General features: G+C 48.7%; 9 protein-coding genes and 1 tRNA gene. 2 read left to right on the top strand and 8 right to left on the bottom strand.

What is annotated here, in order from left to right:
- The 4 genes from AB2U10_RS18835 to AB2U10_RS18820 form a co-directional block, all read right to left on the bottom strand.
- The coding region (locus tag AB2U10_RS18835; RefSeq protein WP_493820767.1) for a CLIPPER-2 domain-containing protein at positions 1-7051 on the bottom strand (7051 nt) is incomplete at its 3' end.
- 2 nt (positions 7052-7053) lie between these two features.
- Positions 7054-7764: a hypothetical protein gene (locus AB2U10_RS18830; protein WP_367916633.1), complete on the bottom strand. Its 711-nt coding sequence runs from the start codon at positions 7762-7764 to the stop codon at positions 7054-7056.
- A 577-nt stretch (positions 7765-8341) separates the two neighbouring features.
- A complete protein-coding gene (gene trpA / locus AB2U10_RS18825; protein ID WP_367916632.1) occupies positions 8342-9130 on the bottom strand; it encodes a tryptophan synthase subunit alpha in 789 nt (262 codons plus the stop codon).
- Between the two features lie 64 nt (positions 9131-9194).
- On the bottom strand, positions 9195-10205 hold the full coding sequence (locus tag AB2U10_RS18820) for a M28 family peptidase (RefSeq protein WP_367916631.1): 1011 nt from the start codon (positions 10203-10205) through the stop codon (positions 9195-9197).
- A 121-nt stretch (positions 10206-10326) separates the two neighbouring features.
- Here AB2U10_RS18820 and AB2U10_RS18815 point away from each other — a divergent pair, with 121 nt between their 5' ends.
- Positions 10327-11151, top strand: coding sequence for an N-acetylmuramoyl-L-alanine amidase family protein (locus AB2U10_RS18815; RefSeq protein WP_367916630.1), 825 nt, complete (start codon positions 10327-10329; stop codon positions 11149-11151).
- Positions 11152-11202: 51 nt separating this feature from the next.
- On the opposite strand, the gene AB2U10_RS18810 is transcribed toward AB2U10_RS18815, so the two are convergent.
- The 4 genes from AB2U10_RS18810 to AB2U10_RS18795 all read right to left on the bottom strand — a co-directional run bounded on the left by AB2U10_RS18810 (position 11203) and on the right by AB2U10_RS18795 (position 14946).
- Positions 11203-11802, bottom strand: coding sequence for a YceI family protein (locus tag AB2U10_RS18810; protein WP_367916629.1), 600 nt, complete (start codon positions 11800-11802; stop codon positions 11203-11205).
- Between the two features lie 179 nt (positions 11803-11981).
- Complete coding sequence (locus tag AB2U10_RS18805; RefSeq protein WP_367916628.1) at positions 11982-13277, bottom strand: hypothetical protein; 1296 nt, start codon at positions 13275-13277, stop codon at positions 11982-11984.
- Between the two features lie 18 nt (positions 13278-13295).
- The gene (locus AB2U10_RS18800; protein WP_367916627.1) at positions 13296-13868 is read right to left on the bottom strand and encodes a YceI family protein; all 573 of its coding nucleotides are present in this window, start codon (positions 13866-13868) and stop codon (positions 13296-13298) included.
- A gap of 133 nt (positions 13869-14001) precedes the next feature.
- Positions 14002-14946: a DUF8428 domain-containing protein gene (locus tag AB2U10_RS18795; RefSeq protein WP_367916626.1), complete on the bottom strand. Its 945-nt coding sequence runs from the start codon at positions 14944-14946 to the stop codon at positions 14002-14004.
- Positions 14947-15086: 140 nt separating this feature from the next.
- On the opposite strand from AB2U10_RS18795, the gene AB2U10_RS18790 reads away from it, so the two are divergent.
- A tRNA-Pro gene (locus AB2U10_RS18790) sits at positions 15087-15160 on the top strand.
- The last annotated feature ends 207 nt before the right edge of the window (positions 15161-15367 follow it).

The raw sequence follows: 15367 nt of genomic DNA, 5'->3' as shown, positions 1-15367 counted from the left end.
TGAAGCTATAGGTGATCACACTTCCCACCGCGTGAGGGCCAGCCGATGCTGTCTTCACAAGATCAATGGATGGCGCCGCAGTAAACGGTACGTCTTCCTCGTCGGTATCTTTCACGTCATCTCCTGTAGGCGGCGTACCTTTAGCCGTGGCTGTATTGTGTACTTTGCCGTTGTTCACATCGGACTGTGTTACCGTGTAGCTGGCTGTGAAGGTTGTCTCAGCACCCGGTGCCAGACTCGCTACTGAGGCTGGAGTGATAGCTCCCAGGCCCGGTAGTGGGTCAGTAACCGTTACGTTAGTCAGCGTCACATTACCGGTGTTCTTCACTTTGAAGCTATACGTGATCACTGAACCTACGGTGTGAGGACCAGCCGAAGCGGTCTTGGTCAGATCGATCTTAGGAGACTGTGTAAACGGTACGTCTTCGTCGTCGTCATCTTTCACGTCATCTCCTGTTGGCGGTGTACCTTTAGCCGTGGCTGTATTGTGTACTTTGCCGTTGTTCACATCTGCTTGCGTTACTGTGTAGCTCGCGGTGAAGATTGTCTCAGCACCAGGAGCAAGGCTCGCTACTGAGGCTGGAGTGATTGCTCCCAGGCCCGGTAGCGGGTCAGTAACCGTTACGTTAGTCAGCGTCACATTACCGGTGTTCTTCACTTTGAAAGTATACGTGATCGTGCTGCCTACACTGTGAGGACCAGCCGAAGCGGTCTTCGTCAGATCGATCTTCGGAGACTGGGTAAATGGTACGGTCTCATCATCCGTATCGGTCACATCGGTTCCTGTAGGAGGTGTACCTTTAGTGGTAGCCGTATTATCAATCTTACCGTTATTTACATCAGACTGCTTAACAATATAAGTAGCCGTGAAGGTCGTCTCTGCACCCGGAGCCAGACTCGCTACGGAAGCTGGAGTTATTGCACTCAAACCGGGTAGCGGGTCAGTCACTGTAACGTTAGTCAGCGTCACATTACCTGTATTCTTCACTTTAAAGGTATACGTGATCGTACTGCCCACGGTGTGAGGGCCAGCTGAAGCGGTCTTGGTCAGGTCAATCTTAGGAGACTGCGTAAACGGTACCGTCTCATCATCTGTATCAGTCACATCGGTTCCAGTCGGAGGTGTACCTTTAGTGGTAGCCGTATTATCAATCTTACCGTTATTTACATCAGACTGCTTAACAACGTAAGTAGCCGTGAAGGTCGTCTCTGCACCTGGAGCAAGACTTGCTACAGAGGCTGGAGTAATTGCACTCAGACCGGGTAGCGGGTCAGTCACCGTTACATTTGTCAGGGTCACGTTACCAGTGTTCTTCACTTTGAAAGTGTAAGTGACCGTACTTCCTACACTGTGAGGGCCTGCTGAAGCGGTCTTAGTCAGATCAATCTTCGGAGATTGCGTAAATGGTACGTCTTCGTCGTCATCATCTTTCACGTCATCTCCTGTTGGCGGTGTACCTTTAGCCGTGGCTGTATTGTGTACTTTGCCGTTGTTCACATCTGCTTGCGTTACTGTGTAGCTCGCGGTGAAGATTGTCTCAGCACCAGGAGCAAGGCTCGCTACTGAGGCTGGAGTGATTGCTCCCAGGCCCGGTAGTGGGTCAGTAACCGTTACGTTCGTCAATGTTACGTTACCGGTATTCTTTACTTTGAAGCTATAGGTAATTACACTTCCTACCGTGTGAGGGCCAGCTGAAGCGGTCTTGGTCAGATCAATCTTCGGAGACTGGGTAAACGGTACGGTCTCATCATCTGTATCGGTTACATCGGTTCCTGTAGGCGGTGTACCTTTGGTAGTCGCCGTGTTATCAATCTTACCGTTATTTACATCGGTCTGCTTAACAACGTAAGTAGCCGTGAAGGTCGTTTCTGCACCCGGTGCCAGACTTGCTACTGAGGCCGGAGTGATTGCACTCAGACCGGGTAGCGGGTCAGTTACCGTTACATTCGTCAGCGTCACATTACCCGTGTTCTTCACTTTGAAGCTGTAGGTGATTACATCGCCTACACCATACGTGCCTGTTGAGGCTGTTTTCACCAGGTTAATGCCCGGTGTTTGGGTTAACGGTACCGTCTCATCATCCGTATCCGTTACATCCGAGCCGCCACCAGGAGGTGTGCCTTTGGTCGTCGCTGTATTGTCGATCTTACCATTGTTCACATCCGACTGCTTAACCACATAAGTAGCTGTGAAGGTCGTTTCTCCACCCGGAGCCAGACTCGCTACAGAGGCAGGAGCAATAGCGCTCAGACCTGGTAGTGGGTCACTTACCGTTACATTGCTCAGCGTTACATTACCGGTGTTCTTCACTTTGAAGCTATAGGTAATCACATCGCCTACACCGTACGTGCCTGTTGAGGCTGTTTTCACCAGGTTAATGCCCGGTGTTTGGGTTAACGGTACCGTCTCATCATCTGTATCAGTCACATCGGTTCCAGTCGGAGGTGTACCTTTAGTGGTAGCCGTATTATCAATCTTACCGTTATTTACATCAGACTGCTTAACAATATAAGTAGCCGTGAAGGTCGTCTCTGCACCCGGAGCCAGACTCGCTACGGAAGCCGGAGTGATAGCACTCAGACCGGGTAGTGGGTCAGTCACTGTCACATTCGTCAGCGTCACATTACCCGTGTTCTTCACTTTAAAGGTATACGTGATCGTACTTCCTACACTGTGAGGGCCAGCCGAAGCGGTCTTCGTCAGATCAATCTTCGGAGACTGGGTTAATGGTACTGTCTCATCATCCGTATCCGTTACATCCGAGCCGCCGCCAGGAGGTGTACCTTTCGTTGTCGCTGTATTATGGACGCTACCGGTATTCACATCTGCTTGTGTTACCGTATAAGGTGCGGTGAAGGTTGTCTCTGCATTCGGAGCCAGACTGGCTACTGAAGCTGGAGTTATTGTTCCCAGTCCAGGTAGCGGGTCAGTCACTGTAACATTCGTCAGCGTCACATTACCCGTGTTCTTCACTTTAAAGGTATACGTGATCGTACTTCCTACACTGTGAGGGCCAGCCGAAGCGGTCTTCGTCAGATCAATCTTCGGAGACTGGGTTAATGGTACTGTCTCATCATCCGTATCCGTTACATCCGAGCCGCCGCCAGGAGGTGTACCTTTCGTTGTCGCTGTATTATGGACGCTACCGGTATTCACATCTGCTTGTGTTACCGTATAAGGTGCGGTGAAGGTTGTCTCTGCATTCGGAGCCAGGCTGGATACGGAAGCTGGAGTTATTGTTCCCAGTCCAGGTAGAGGGTCAGTAACTGTAACATTCGTCAGCGTTACATTACCCGTGTTCTTCACTTTAAAGCTATACGTGATCACAGAGCCCACACCGTATGTACCGGTCGGAGCCGTTTTTACCAGGTCAATACCCGGTGTACGGGTCAATGGAACCGTCTCATTATCGGTATCCGTTACATCCGAGCCGCCACCAGGAGGTGTACCTTTCGTGGTTGCTGTATTATCGATCTTACCGTTGTTCACATCCGACTGTTTAACTACGTAAGTAGCTGTGAAGGTCGTCTCTGCACCCGGAGTCAAACTAGCTACTGACGCAGGAGCAATAGCGCTCAAACCTGATAGCGGATCACTTACCGTTATATTGCTGAGCGTTACATTACCGGTGTTCTTCACTTTGAAGCTATAGGTAATCACATCGCCTACGCTGTACGTACCTGTTGAGGCCGTTTTCACCAGGTTAATGCCCGGTGTCTGGGTTAACGGAACCGTCTCATCGTCTGTATCCGTTACATCCGAGCCGCCACCAGGAGGTGTACCTTTGGTCGTCGCTGTATTGTCGATCTTACCATTGTTCACATCCGACTGCTTAACTACATAAGTAGCTGTGAAGGTCGTTTCTGCACCCGGAGCCAAACTAGCTACAGACGCAGGAGCAATAGCGCTCAGGCCTGGTAGTGGGTCACTTACCGTTACATTGCTCAGCGTTACATTACCGGTGTTCTTCACTTTGAAGCTATAGGTAATCACATCGCCTACACCATACGTACCTGTTGAGGCTGTTTTCACCAGGTTAATGCCCGGAGTCTGGGTTAACGGTACTGTCTCATCATCCGTATCCGTTACATCCGAGCCGCCACCAGGAGGTGTACCTTTGGTCGTTGCTGTATTATGAATGCTACCGGTATTCACATCCGCCTGCGTTACCGTATAAGGTGCGGTGAACGTTGTCTCTGCATTCGGAGCCAGGCTGGATACGGAAGCTGGAGTTATTGTTCCCAAACCCGGTAGCGGGTCAGTCACTGTAACATTCGTCAGCGTCACATTACCCGTATTCTTCACTTTAAAGGTATACGTGATCGTACTTCCTACACTGTGAGGGCCAGCCGAAGCGGTCTTGGTCAGATCAATCTTCGGAGTCTGGGTTAACGGTACTGTCTCATCATCCGTATCCGTTACATCCGAGCCGCCACCAGGAGGTGTACCTTTCGTGGTTGCTGTATTATGAATGCTACCGGTATTCACATCCGCCTGCGTTACCGTATAAGGTGCGGTGAACGTTGTCTCTGCATTCGGAGCCAGGTTGGATACGGAAGCTGGAGTTATTGTTCCCAAACCCGGTAGCGGGTCAGTAACTGTAACATTCGTCAGCGTCACATTACCGGTGTTCTTCACTTTAAAGCTATAGGTGATCACAGAGCCCACACCGTATGTACCGGTCGGAGCCGTTTTTACCAGGTCAATACCCGGTGTACGGGTCAATGGAACCGTCTCATTATCGGTATCCGTTACATCCGAGCCGCCCGGAGGCGTACCTTTCGTCGTCGCTGTATTGTCGATTTTACCATTATCCACATCGGCCTGCTTAACCGTATAGGTTGCCGTGAAGGTCGTTTCAGCACCCGGTGCCAGGCTGGCTACGGAAGCAGGAGTAATAGCGCTCAGGCCCGGTAACGGGTCAGTAACCGTTACATTATTTAATGTTACGTTGCCCGTGTTTTTCACCTTAAAGCTGTAGGTGACCACAGAACCCACACCGTAAGTGCCTGTTGAGGCCGTTTTCACCAGGCTTATGGCCGGCGTATAAACGGTTATGGTAGCTACCGCATCATCACAATGGGTAGGTCGTATTTTCAAACAAATGGTGTACGGATAGGTATAGGTACCTGCCGGTGTACCCGGTGGTACTGTAATCGTTCCGTCTGCATTCATCACCAGACCCGAATAGCTGGGTGTACCCGGTGTCAGGTTGATCTCCGATGGATTTACCGGCTGACCTTTAAACGTATCGTTCACCAATACACTGCCTGTGGTGCCACCGGTTATCCCGTTATAGGGGCCGTACGTATCGTCATTGGCTTCAATACATACTTTCTCCGTTACTTTTACTTCCGAATAGGCCGGACTCTCACATGGACCCGTTCTGGCCACATAAAATGCATAATACGTACCTGTTCCTACGGTTAAAATATCTGTATCAGAGAGTTGCGTACCGTTTTGCCTGTTGGCTGTACTCCACCATTCCAGATAAAACCCTGTCGGAGTAGGACTCTTAATAGCATCATTGAGATTGGCTGTAGTGGTAGGACATATCTGCAAATCTACAACTCCCGGTGAGGTAGGTGCACCACATATCACCACATCTCCTGTCTGACCAAAATTGTATATGGCCTCCTGCGCATCTACCGTGGTGCCGTCGGCCATACTACCGCGTATCCTATGCCCCACATAGCCAAATTTCTTACTGCACTGCTTGATCAGCAGCGTGGTATGGCCTCCGGTTTCCACGGCCATGATGAAATCTGACAGATTTAATTTGGTATTATCATAGGTAGAGCTGGTGTTTCTGCCCGGCATTAATAATGGAGAAGTAATAGCACTTGAGGTGGATTCGGGAAGACCCAACATACCATAAGAGTTCCCTCCCCAGGACCAGACTTTACCATCGTTGGTAATAACACTGATTGCCGCATTATTCGCTATCTGAGTACCCCTGTCATGCTCCATAGGGCTAATCCATACTACATTGCTGCCTATGGTGTAAGTAGTACTGCCCACCGTTGTACTGGCCGTTACCTGACCCCAGACATTGGAATCAGTGGTATTACTGTTACCCAACTGTCCGTAATTATTTTCTCCCATGGCGAAGACTTTTCCGTCTGTCGACAAAAGGTAGTAGGTCTTTCCTTCGCTTGAAGCTGTCATCCCGATCATTTTCGGGGTAACACCTGCCGGTTTCGTGATTTCCTTGGCATAGGTTCTGTTTTCTGCCCCCCCGCTGTTTATCCTTGTACCCGCTCCCCAGGTATAAATAGTACCGTCTGAGGTAAGTGCCATAAAAGTCTGGTACGTACCTCTTACAGCTACCACATTCTCTAAGGGCGTATTAGCCCCCGTGCTTACCCGGTGCCAGAGAAGGTCATTTGTACTATTATCTGTTGCGCCGTCTCCATAAGCTACACCGTTTACGGTAAGTACCCATGCTTGTCCTGTACAGGTGACGATGGCCAAGCCCTCACGGGTACCAAATAGCATTTTCACATCTTCCGGGCTAACGCCGGTAGGTAGCCCGTCTGCTTTCGTCCCGGAACCTCCGTAAGTTCCGATAGCTACTTTTCTGAAACTTCCACCCGACACATTGGAAACGTTAGGAACTAAAATACCGGCGTCCCCCCACACATACAATCCGCTGGCTGTTAACACTGCGAACTGCTGATTATTCGAGCTACTGGCTCCTGTAAATTTCAGGACTTTACCGGTGAGTTTATTCGTTCCGGAACCAAAGTTATCGCCACTTAGCACTCCGGCAGGATCGGTGGTGGTGAGGATGTTACCCGATTGGCCGGTACCGTTCTGCGCTGTCCCTTGTCCCCATACCTTTACCGTACCGTTCGCCTCCCGGATCATGCTGGAGTGGAAAACCCCTACAATATTGTCGTATTCTATCTTAGCGGGATCTGTACTGTAAATGTAGGTGTTGGTGATACAATCGCCCGTTGCACAATTCTGCGCCTTTACTCCCTGTGTTACTCCTGCCACAAAAAACAGGAATACTATTGCTCTAAAGTAGTGTATAAAATTTCTCATGCTTATTGTATTTTAGGCGTTAAGGTATAGGGCTGCACTTCTCCGTTAAAATCCATAAAGTTCAGCTGGATGTTATTTCCTGCTTCGGCCTGGCCTTCGAGTACAAATTCAAGGGTATTTACGCCTGGCTTAAGGGTGGTTTCTCCGTTTTTTACCTTTCCGGTGATCGTAGAACCTACGCCAAAGCTACCAAAGCCCTGGTTGTATACGGCTGTACTGTTGTCGTACGATGTGTAATTCACGTTTACGCTAACGGTAATGCCGTTGGCCGGCCGGTCGCCTGTTATCTCTTTCGAAAACCGGATAGTAGAAAAGTCAAAATCTACCTTTACAGGTCTTACTTCTATGGTCACCTTTTCCGGGAAATGGGTATGATCGCATGTGCCGGGATCATGATTAATCTCTTCGTGGATATACAGCGTATAATTTCCCGGCTTGCTGAAAACATATGGGCTTACATCCCCTTTTTTACCAAGAATAAGCGATCCGTTTTCATCCTTAAGCTCCCAGCTGACATTTTCTCCCAAAGCATAGGAAAAAGGCGAACTGAAATCAACTACCCGCTTTTCTTCCTGTTGACTACTATACTTCATAAATTGAGAAAGGCCGCTTATTTGCTGTGCAAACAGGGAAGAGCCACTTAAAAGCATCAACAGGAGCGCAAAAACATGCTGCAGCCTGGCCGATGCGATACATGAAATATATTTTCTCATGATAAAAATGTTTAACAGGATTATTTTAAAAATTTTGTCTTTTACAGGTAATAAGGCACTCCATGTTCGTGTAAAAATATTTTTCATTACACCTAAGCAGGCTTTAAAATTGAGATGGGAAACAAAAATTAAAGGGGAAAAAATAAGGCAAAAGCCTTTACTTATCCATTGAAGTGATTTCCGGAAGGTAAGCATCATCGTATAAATTTTGACAATAATATACTAGTTTACAGATAATTAACTAACTCTTCGTATCCCATTTCCCTATTCGGGACTGCACGAGGCCGCACATCGGGGTGAACAGCATACGTTGAGTACACATGTTCAATGACAAATTACGTGCCGTAATTGGAACGGTTGCCCGAAAAGGCTATCAAAGGATCGTCCCTAAGGGACTTTAGCGGATGATTTTGTTTTACCGTAAGGTTATATTTTCCGTACTTTTGTTGTGTGCATTTGCCGGCTTCCGGCCCGGGAGGAGCAACATTACGGTAAAACGGAGAAGAGCCTGTTTAACAGCTCGCAGGGAGTGACAATACGGTAGACCGGACCAACGAGCCGGCCCAAAATGCCATCGTCAATGGCCAGCAGGCCTTACCTGCCCTACAAATTCACGGATACCTTTTTCCAGGTCATTTTCAGCGGCTTCCAGCACCCGTACAAACTGGCTGCCGATAATAGCGCCTGAAGCATGCTTTGCCGATCTTTCAAAGCTCTCCCGGTCCTTAATACCGAAACCTACCAGGCGTGGATTTTTCAGGCCCAGGTTATTCACCCGCTCAAAATAGGCTTCCATGTTGGCGTTGACTCCCGAAGTGGCGCCGGTTACGCTGGCCGAAGAAACCATGTAGATAAAACCCGAAGAAGCATTGTCGATCTGGCGAATCCGCTCATCAGATGTCTGGGGGGTGATAAGGAAGATATTGAGCAGACCGTATTGCTCAAAGATCCCGCTGTAGCCGGCCAGGTATTCGTCAAGCGGCAGGTCCGGGAGGATAACACCGTCTATCCCCAGCTCCTGGCATTTCCGGCAAAATGCCTCCACACCGTACTGGTACACGGGGTTAAAATAGCCCATCAGGATAACGGGCAGGGTAACACCCTCGTTACGAAAGTTCTGCAGCTGTTGAAAAAGCCGGGCAACGGTCATGCCGTTATCCAGGGCCCGTTGGTTAGAAGCCTGGATGGTCTCACCGTCAGCCACAGGATCGGAGTAAGGCATACCGATCTCCACCAGGTCTGTTCCGGCCTCCTGCAGGGCAGCCAGGATGCTGCGGGTGTCATTAAGCCGGGGGAAACCGGCCGTAAAATATATGCTGAGTATGTCTTTTTTCTTCTCTGTAAAGAGGTTTACTATCCTGTTCATAATTCGTTCCGGGTACCTGGCTGATCACCATTCCCACTACTATTCGCTTTTAACAATTCACTTTTCACTCGCTCTCCTGGTACACCACGTGCATCACCGTTTGTCCTACTGCCTTCAGGGTATTTTTATTTATAGCGCTCATGTTATCTCCCAAAGTATGATGATACGGGAAGAAGTTTCCGCCGGTACTGTCTATCCGGTAGTCAATAATATCAATCATCGGGATTTTTGCAATCTCGTTTACCGGTACATGGTCATCGGTTATGCCTCCGCCCGGTGTATTGGGAAAATACGGACCGAATCCCAGTTGGGAAGCCGCGTTCCATACCGTAGAAATGATGCTGGGTGCATAATGAAGGGAATATTGCTCATGGTAGAAACGGGCATCCGCCGCACCCACCATATCCAGGAGTATCCCGTAATACGCAGAATAGCCTGCTTTATGGGGTGTTTTCGACCAGTATTCCGAGCCCAGGCACCATCCGCCGTTCGCCAGCTCCGATACATCCCCTGTATAGCCTTCCGGCGCACCCCAGTCTTCCACATCAAAAAGAACGAAATCTACGCCTGCTTCTGCAGAATCCCGGGCCAGGTTACGGGCAATTTCCATCAGCACGCCCACCCCGCTGGCCCCGTCGTTGGCACCGTCAATAGCCTTGTTTTTCTGATGCGGATCTTTGTCTGATATAGGACGCGAATCCCAGTGAGCCGCCAGCAGGATACGTTTCGTTGCTTCAGGCTTATAGCTTGCCACCAGGTTAATGCCGGGAACGGTCTTCCCGTTATACAGCACGGCATTGAATTTCTGCTCTGTTACCTGGTATCCGAAAGACCGGAATTTCCCGCTCATCCATTCTGCACATTTCTGCTGCGCCGTGCTTCCCGGAACGCGGGGCCCGAAACTCACCTGCTTCTCAATATAAGCATAGGCTGAATCGGCTGAAAACGCAGGAACAGCCACTTTAACAGCCTCCCCGGCAACTTCCGTTTCCTCCGTTTTTTCGGTTTTACGACAGGAAGAGAATACTACCACATTGGCCAGGAAAAAGAGGCAACAGGCCCTATAGAACGACATATTTTAGTGTTTTTGAGCAAAGTTAGTTGATTTTTAATTTTCAAGTGTATAAATTCGTATTGTATTTGGGGAAACCCGCTTACGTGCTATAAAAAATTGCTTTCCTAATTATCACACCAGCATGAAAAAGTATCTTACTATTTCAGGAGTACTCCTGTCGTTTAGTTTGTTCAGCTCATTTGTAGGTCCGGAGGTGCCGGATTCCGGTAAAAAAGTAGTCAATTACGCTATTTTCGGTAAAAAATATTCCGCAGTATCTATTGTAAGCAGCAGCCTGAAAGGGCATGTTTACTACCTGGTCAGCGGGCATGGCGGGCCTGATCCCGGAGCCGTAACGCGGGTAGACGGCCAAAAGATCTCCGAAGACGAATACGCCTACGACATTACCCTGCGGCTGGCCCGTAACCTGATCTCCCACGGCGCCAAAGTATATATGATTGTCAAGGATGAAAACGACGGTATCCGGGATGACAAATACCTGAAAATGGATACGGATGAAACGTTGCACGGCGGATTGAAGATCCCGCTCAACCAGAGCGAACGATTAAGGCAGCGTACCCGGGTAATCAATAATCTCTACGAAGAAAACAAACGTTTGGGCTATACCACACAGCGGGTGATCGAGACCCACGTAGACTCGCGCCAGACCGATCAGAAGATCGATGTGTTTTTCTACTACAACCAGGACAAGGCAGAGAGCAAAAACCTGGCCTACCACCTGCGCGATACCCTTCTGGAAAAATACCAGGCCAAGCAGAAAGGCCGTGAATATAACGGGAGTGTGTCATCAAGAGGGCTCTGGATGATTAACCAGACTCTACCCCCTATTGTTTATATTGAACTCGGGAACATCACCAATGAACAGGACCGGAAACGGCTGTTGATTGCCGATAACCGCCAGGCGCTGGCTAACTGGCTTTCGCACGGAATACTCAGGTATGAGTGAAAAACTAAAAACTAAAAGTTAAAAGTTTTGGTACACCTTAATTTTTAGTTTTTAACTTTTATCTTTTAACTTAATCAGCAGGTCTACCGTTACAGTAGCCGTGTCGTGTATTTTAATAAATTTCACCGGTGATTTCGGTACAATATTATATGCATCCAGGGAGATGTTCTGGGTAGCATACATCCGGAAAGTATCTGCGTCGGTTCTGATCACCGTGGTTTTTATTTTTTGAGGAAGCTTTTTACCGGCTATGGTCAGGTAAGTGGCTGCATCAAAATACTTCGGTATATTCAGGGGGAGGTCGTTCATCTGGTGGAGCGCATTGACCGACACCAGCTCCAGCTCTATATGGGGGTATTTGTCGGCCGACAACGTCTCTCTCAGGTCGTTATTGATATTTTTATTCCGGCAGTTGATCATCTTCACATCCAGCTTCAGTGCCGTATTGTGAAATTGCAGCACACCGGTATTACCGGCAAATTCTGCCGTCTGATCTGTTGCAAAGCTCATGTTATCCAGGCATTTACAGCTCACACGGGTAAGATTGGTGTTCAGGTCCAGCGAAACCCGGCTGCTGGCCTGTATGCTGTAATACACTTTATCTTTTCCGCCGGTAAAGAAGAGAAGAAAGATCAGGAGTAAACGGGCCATGGAATGAGGTAATTTATATCGGGAAAATTATTAACGGAATGTAGTTCCCGGGTACATCCGGTTCTTGTCAAGCCGGTTCTCGTCAAGCCGGGCCGCGCAGGCTCGAACTGACAGATGGAGCTACCACTTGTCAGTTCGAGCGAAGTCGAGAACCCGGGTGATTAATTATTCACACTTCATCAGAATCCTATTACAGCCTCCATCACAAATCCGTTGAATTGTCCGCCGCTGAGCACGTTTCCGGTAGGGAAATCGCTGTAGGTCTGCTTCATTATCTCTCCTTTCATCAGCACATTCGGAAGAATGAACCAGCCGGCGGCCAGTGAAGTTCTTGCACTGCTTTGCTCGGCGCTGTTGCTGGTCAGGAACTGGCCGTTTACCGTATTGATCCGGGCACCTACAAAGAGGTTCTCGTCTTTACCGAAGCGGTAGATCAGGTCGGCAGCATACTGGTTGGCTTTCCGTTTTTTGGTCTCGGTATGCAGCTTGCCTTTTGCAGTTTCCAGGGTACCAAAGAATTCCAGTCCTTTGTATTTGAACAGCCCGTTCAGCTGGAATGCAGCAAACTGGTTGGCAAAATTAGGATTCAGCCTGCCGGTAGCAAAGTTGTTAGCCGGTGTAGAAGCCGCGCCGCTGGTTATGGCCGGAGCCATCGCCATGAAATACTGGCTACCTGTACGGTCACCCGCATACATGGTGTTTCTTCCCTGGTTGTTGTTAACGTATACAGAGCCTGTCAGTCTCACGCGGGTAACTTCATTCAGGTTCTTGTCTATACCGGCCTTGGCGTAGATAGAAGGGCTTCTTTTATAGGTTTCAGTCGTGCTGCCGGGTTTCAGGGTAGCCTGGTGCCCGCCGCTGATCAGACCGTTAGAAACCCCGATCATCCCCAGGAGGCCGTTTTTCTGTGCATAAACCTCACCGGCAATCTCCGTAGCAAAGGCATCCATGATATAGTTCTCTCCAAACGGGTTGTAGAGGGCATGGCCGCCGTCGTTTCTGCGGAAGTGCGCATCGCCGTAATTCACCTCGAAGTGCCCTGCTTTGATGGTAATTATTTTAGAGAGGTCTTCCCACAGCTGGCCTTCAAACGGGATCTTGTCAATCTGCAGGTAACCTCCTTTTACCCAGGTTTCCTGGTGGTGCTTGGAAGACAGGTAGGTGGTGAGGTTCAGCAGGACACCGTCGGCCAGCTGGGCATCGAGGTAAAGGTTAGCCATGGCCAGGCCAAATCCCGGATCCAGGCGGTACAGTTCTACTGAACCGTCGTTTTTGTGATCCAGCGCCTGGAACTGCTGCGTAAAGCCCGCTCCCAGCTTAGCTTTAACGCCTTTAAATTCCGATTCTTCTTTTTTAGGCTCAAACTGGTTGATGCCCTCTTTATCATACGGTCTCAGATTATAAATCTTAGGCTGCTGTCCGAAGGTAAGCATAGGCACCATACCCAGCACCATTATGCGTAATACATTTTTCATTTTATCAGAATTTTTAAGTTATTTTTTTACAGTAAGATCAAAGATCACGTCTACTTCATTGTCTACCTTGAGGGTACCGGCCACAAAAGAGGGTGCCTTCAGACCGTGGTTGGTAAACAGCACTTTGTCAGAACCCTTGATTTTCAGGTCGCCGTTGGCCAGTGGAGTGAGCGTAACCGTCATGGTCGTATTTTTAGTTACCCCGGCAATGGTCAGCTTCCCGTCGGTTACGGCCACAAAATCATTTCCTTTCCGGGTAAGCGATTTCGTTTTACCGAACTCGTAGGTAATAACCGGGAACTGGTCGGCGTTCAGGGCCTTGTACGTCCGGGAGTCCATCTGGTCAGAATCTTTGTCGCTCTTGATATCTTTTGCATTCACCTTCAGCACCGCTGAGCTGATGGCGGTTACCGCGTTGTCTTTTACTTCAATGTTACCGGTAAATGCTGAGCGGGAAACGGTAGATGACCATTTGTGCATGGTAGAGTTTCCCTGTACTTTAATGTCTGTAGTTTTGGTGGTGAAGGTCTGCGCTACGGCCACATTGAACATCCCAGCGAGGGTAAGGAGGACGAGTAATTTCGGTTTCATGATACTTTCTGTTTGTTTCTGTACCACAAAATTTCACTCTTAAACCCGCCTATCCTATGAGCAGAACTTTACATGAAAGTGAATACTATCATGTGCATATATGACGATGATCAGACATTGAAGAAATCCACGGTTATTTGATCACAAAGGTGGTCTGCCCCACCCGGAAGCCCTCTGCATACAATTCTACCTTATACTGGCCTTTCTCGTACTTTTTATCGCGGTCATAGACAAAATCCACGGTTTGCCCGGTATTGGTATAGAAGATAACCTGCTTGGCTGTATAAACGGTTTCTTTCCCCCCGAAATTGAAGGTGCCCGAGCCCAGGGCCATATCGGAGATCACATTGCCGGTAGGCTCCAGCAGGCGCATATAAATGGTTTTGTTTTCTTTTTGGGTGAGGGAGTTCTCAGCCAGCCGGAAGGTCACCTTGATACGGTCTACCCGTTTCGATTTGAACTCATCGCCGTCACGCTCTTTTCCCCGCCGGTTAATGGCGGTAACCAGGTAATTGACCGGGCGGAGGGCCGCACCGATGGTCACTTTTTCATTCAGCTCCCGGTTGGTAACCGCATAGTGGCTTACGGTATCGGTGAGGGCATCTTTCTGCCTTGAAAGCTCGGCGTTAGCGTCTTTCAGGGTCACATTGGTACGGTTGAGCTCCTGGTTTTCACCCGAAAGCCGTACATTATCGGCCCGGAGCTTTTTCAGCTCATCTTCTTTCTGAAGCAGCAGGCGTTCGTAATTTTTGATCTTGGCGTTATACTCCTCCATGTTCACCGAGTTGGTATGGATGAGATTCCGTTTGTCGTTTTCCAGGTCTATCTTAATGGCTTCGAGCTCATCGATGCGCCCGCCCAGGGCGGCAAGCTCGCTCATTTTAATATCGAGCTCCCGGGCTATCGAATCCAGCCGGAAGTTGGTTTGGATAATTTCAGCGGTCTTTTGTTCTATTTCCCTGGATTTATCATCCACGGTTTGCTTTTCTTTAAAATACAGGTATCCGAAAAAACCGGCGATGGCAAGGGCAAGGATGAGTCCGGCTTTTACAATTGAATTGTTACTTTCATTCTCCATTGGTACACGTAATTTACGCAAAAATAAGTTAATATTCTGAATATCAGATGTGCTTCGTTTTATTTAAGCGTTTTTTCTTAAAAAGGCCGGATATCTGTTCATTTTTTCCCGATCTTTCTTAAATTTGCACCTCCAAAGTTCGGGATGTAGCGCAGCCCGGTAGCGCATCCGTCTGGGGGGCGGAAGGTCGCAGGTTCAAATCCTGTCATCCCGACATCACAGGACAAATGAGATTTATTCTCGTTTGTCCTGTTTTTATTTTCGCCTAACGCACTGTCTATCATATAAATAAACGGATCAAGTCGAAAACTTGAGGGGTAATACTCTAAGCATAGATATTTTTTAATCTGAATAGGAAGAATTTTATGTCTCTAACGCCTCTGGAGGATGCTCTGAAGGCTTTGATTTTTGCGTTGAAAGA

Source organism: Leadbetterella sp. DM7, assembly GCF_040829825.2.
Lineage (GTDB): Bacteria > Bacteroidota > Bacteroidia > Cytophagales > Spirosomataceae > Leadbetterella.
The sequence above is the reverse complement of the archived record's forward strand: the minus strand, read 5'-3'. Positions and strand labels throughout refer to the sequence as shown.

Excerpts from the sequence above, each read along its gene's own strand:
- AB2U10_RS18810 (WP_367916629.1), bottom strand. The coding sequence starts at position 11,802 with ATGGCCCGTTTACTCCTGATCTTTCTTCTCTTCTTTACCGGCGGAAAA.
- AB2U10_RS18800 (WP_367916627.1), bottom strand. The coding sequence starts at position 13,868 with ATGAAACCGAAATTACTCGTCCTCCTTACCCTCGCTGGGATGTTCAAT.
- AB2U10_RS18805 (WP_367916628.1), bottom strand. The coding sequence starts at position 13,277 with ATGAAAAATGTATTACGCATAATGGTGCTGGGTATGGTGCCTATGCTT.
- AB2U10_RS18795 (WP_367916626.1), bottom strand. The coding sequence starts at position 14,946 with ATGGAGAATGAAAGTAACAATTCAATTGTAAAAGCCGGACTCATCCTT.
- AB2U10_RS18815 (WP_367916630.1), top strand. The coding sequence starts at position 10,327 with ATGAAAAAGTATCTTACTATTTCAGGAGTACTCCTGTCGTTTAGTTTG.
- trpA (WP_367916632.1), bottom strand. The coding sequence starts at position 9,130 with ATGAACAGGATAGTAAACCTCTTTACAGAGAAGAAAAAAGACATACTC.
- AB2U10_RS18830 (WP_367916633.1), bottom strand. The coding sequence starts at position 7,764 with ATGAGAAAATATATTTCATGTATCGCATCGGCCAGGCTGCAGCATGTT.
- AB2U10_RS18820 (WP_367916631.1), bottom strand. The coding sequence starts at position 10,205 with ATGTCGTTCTATAGGGCCTGTTGCCTCTTTTTCCTGGCCAATGTGGTA.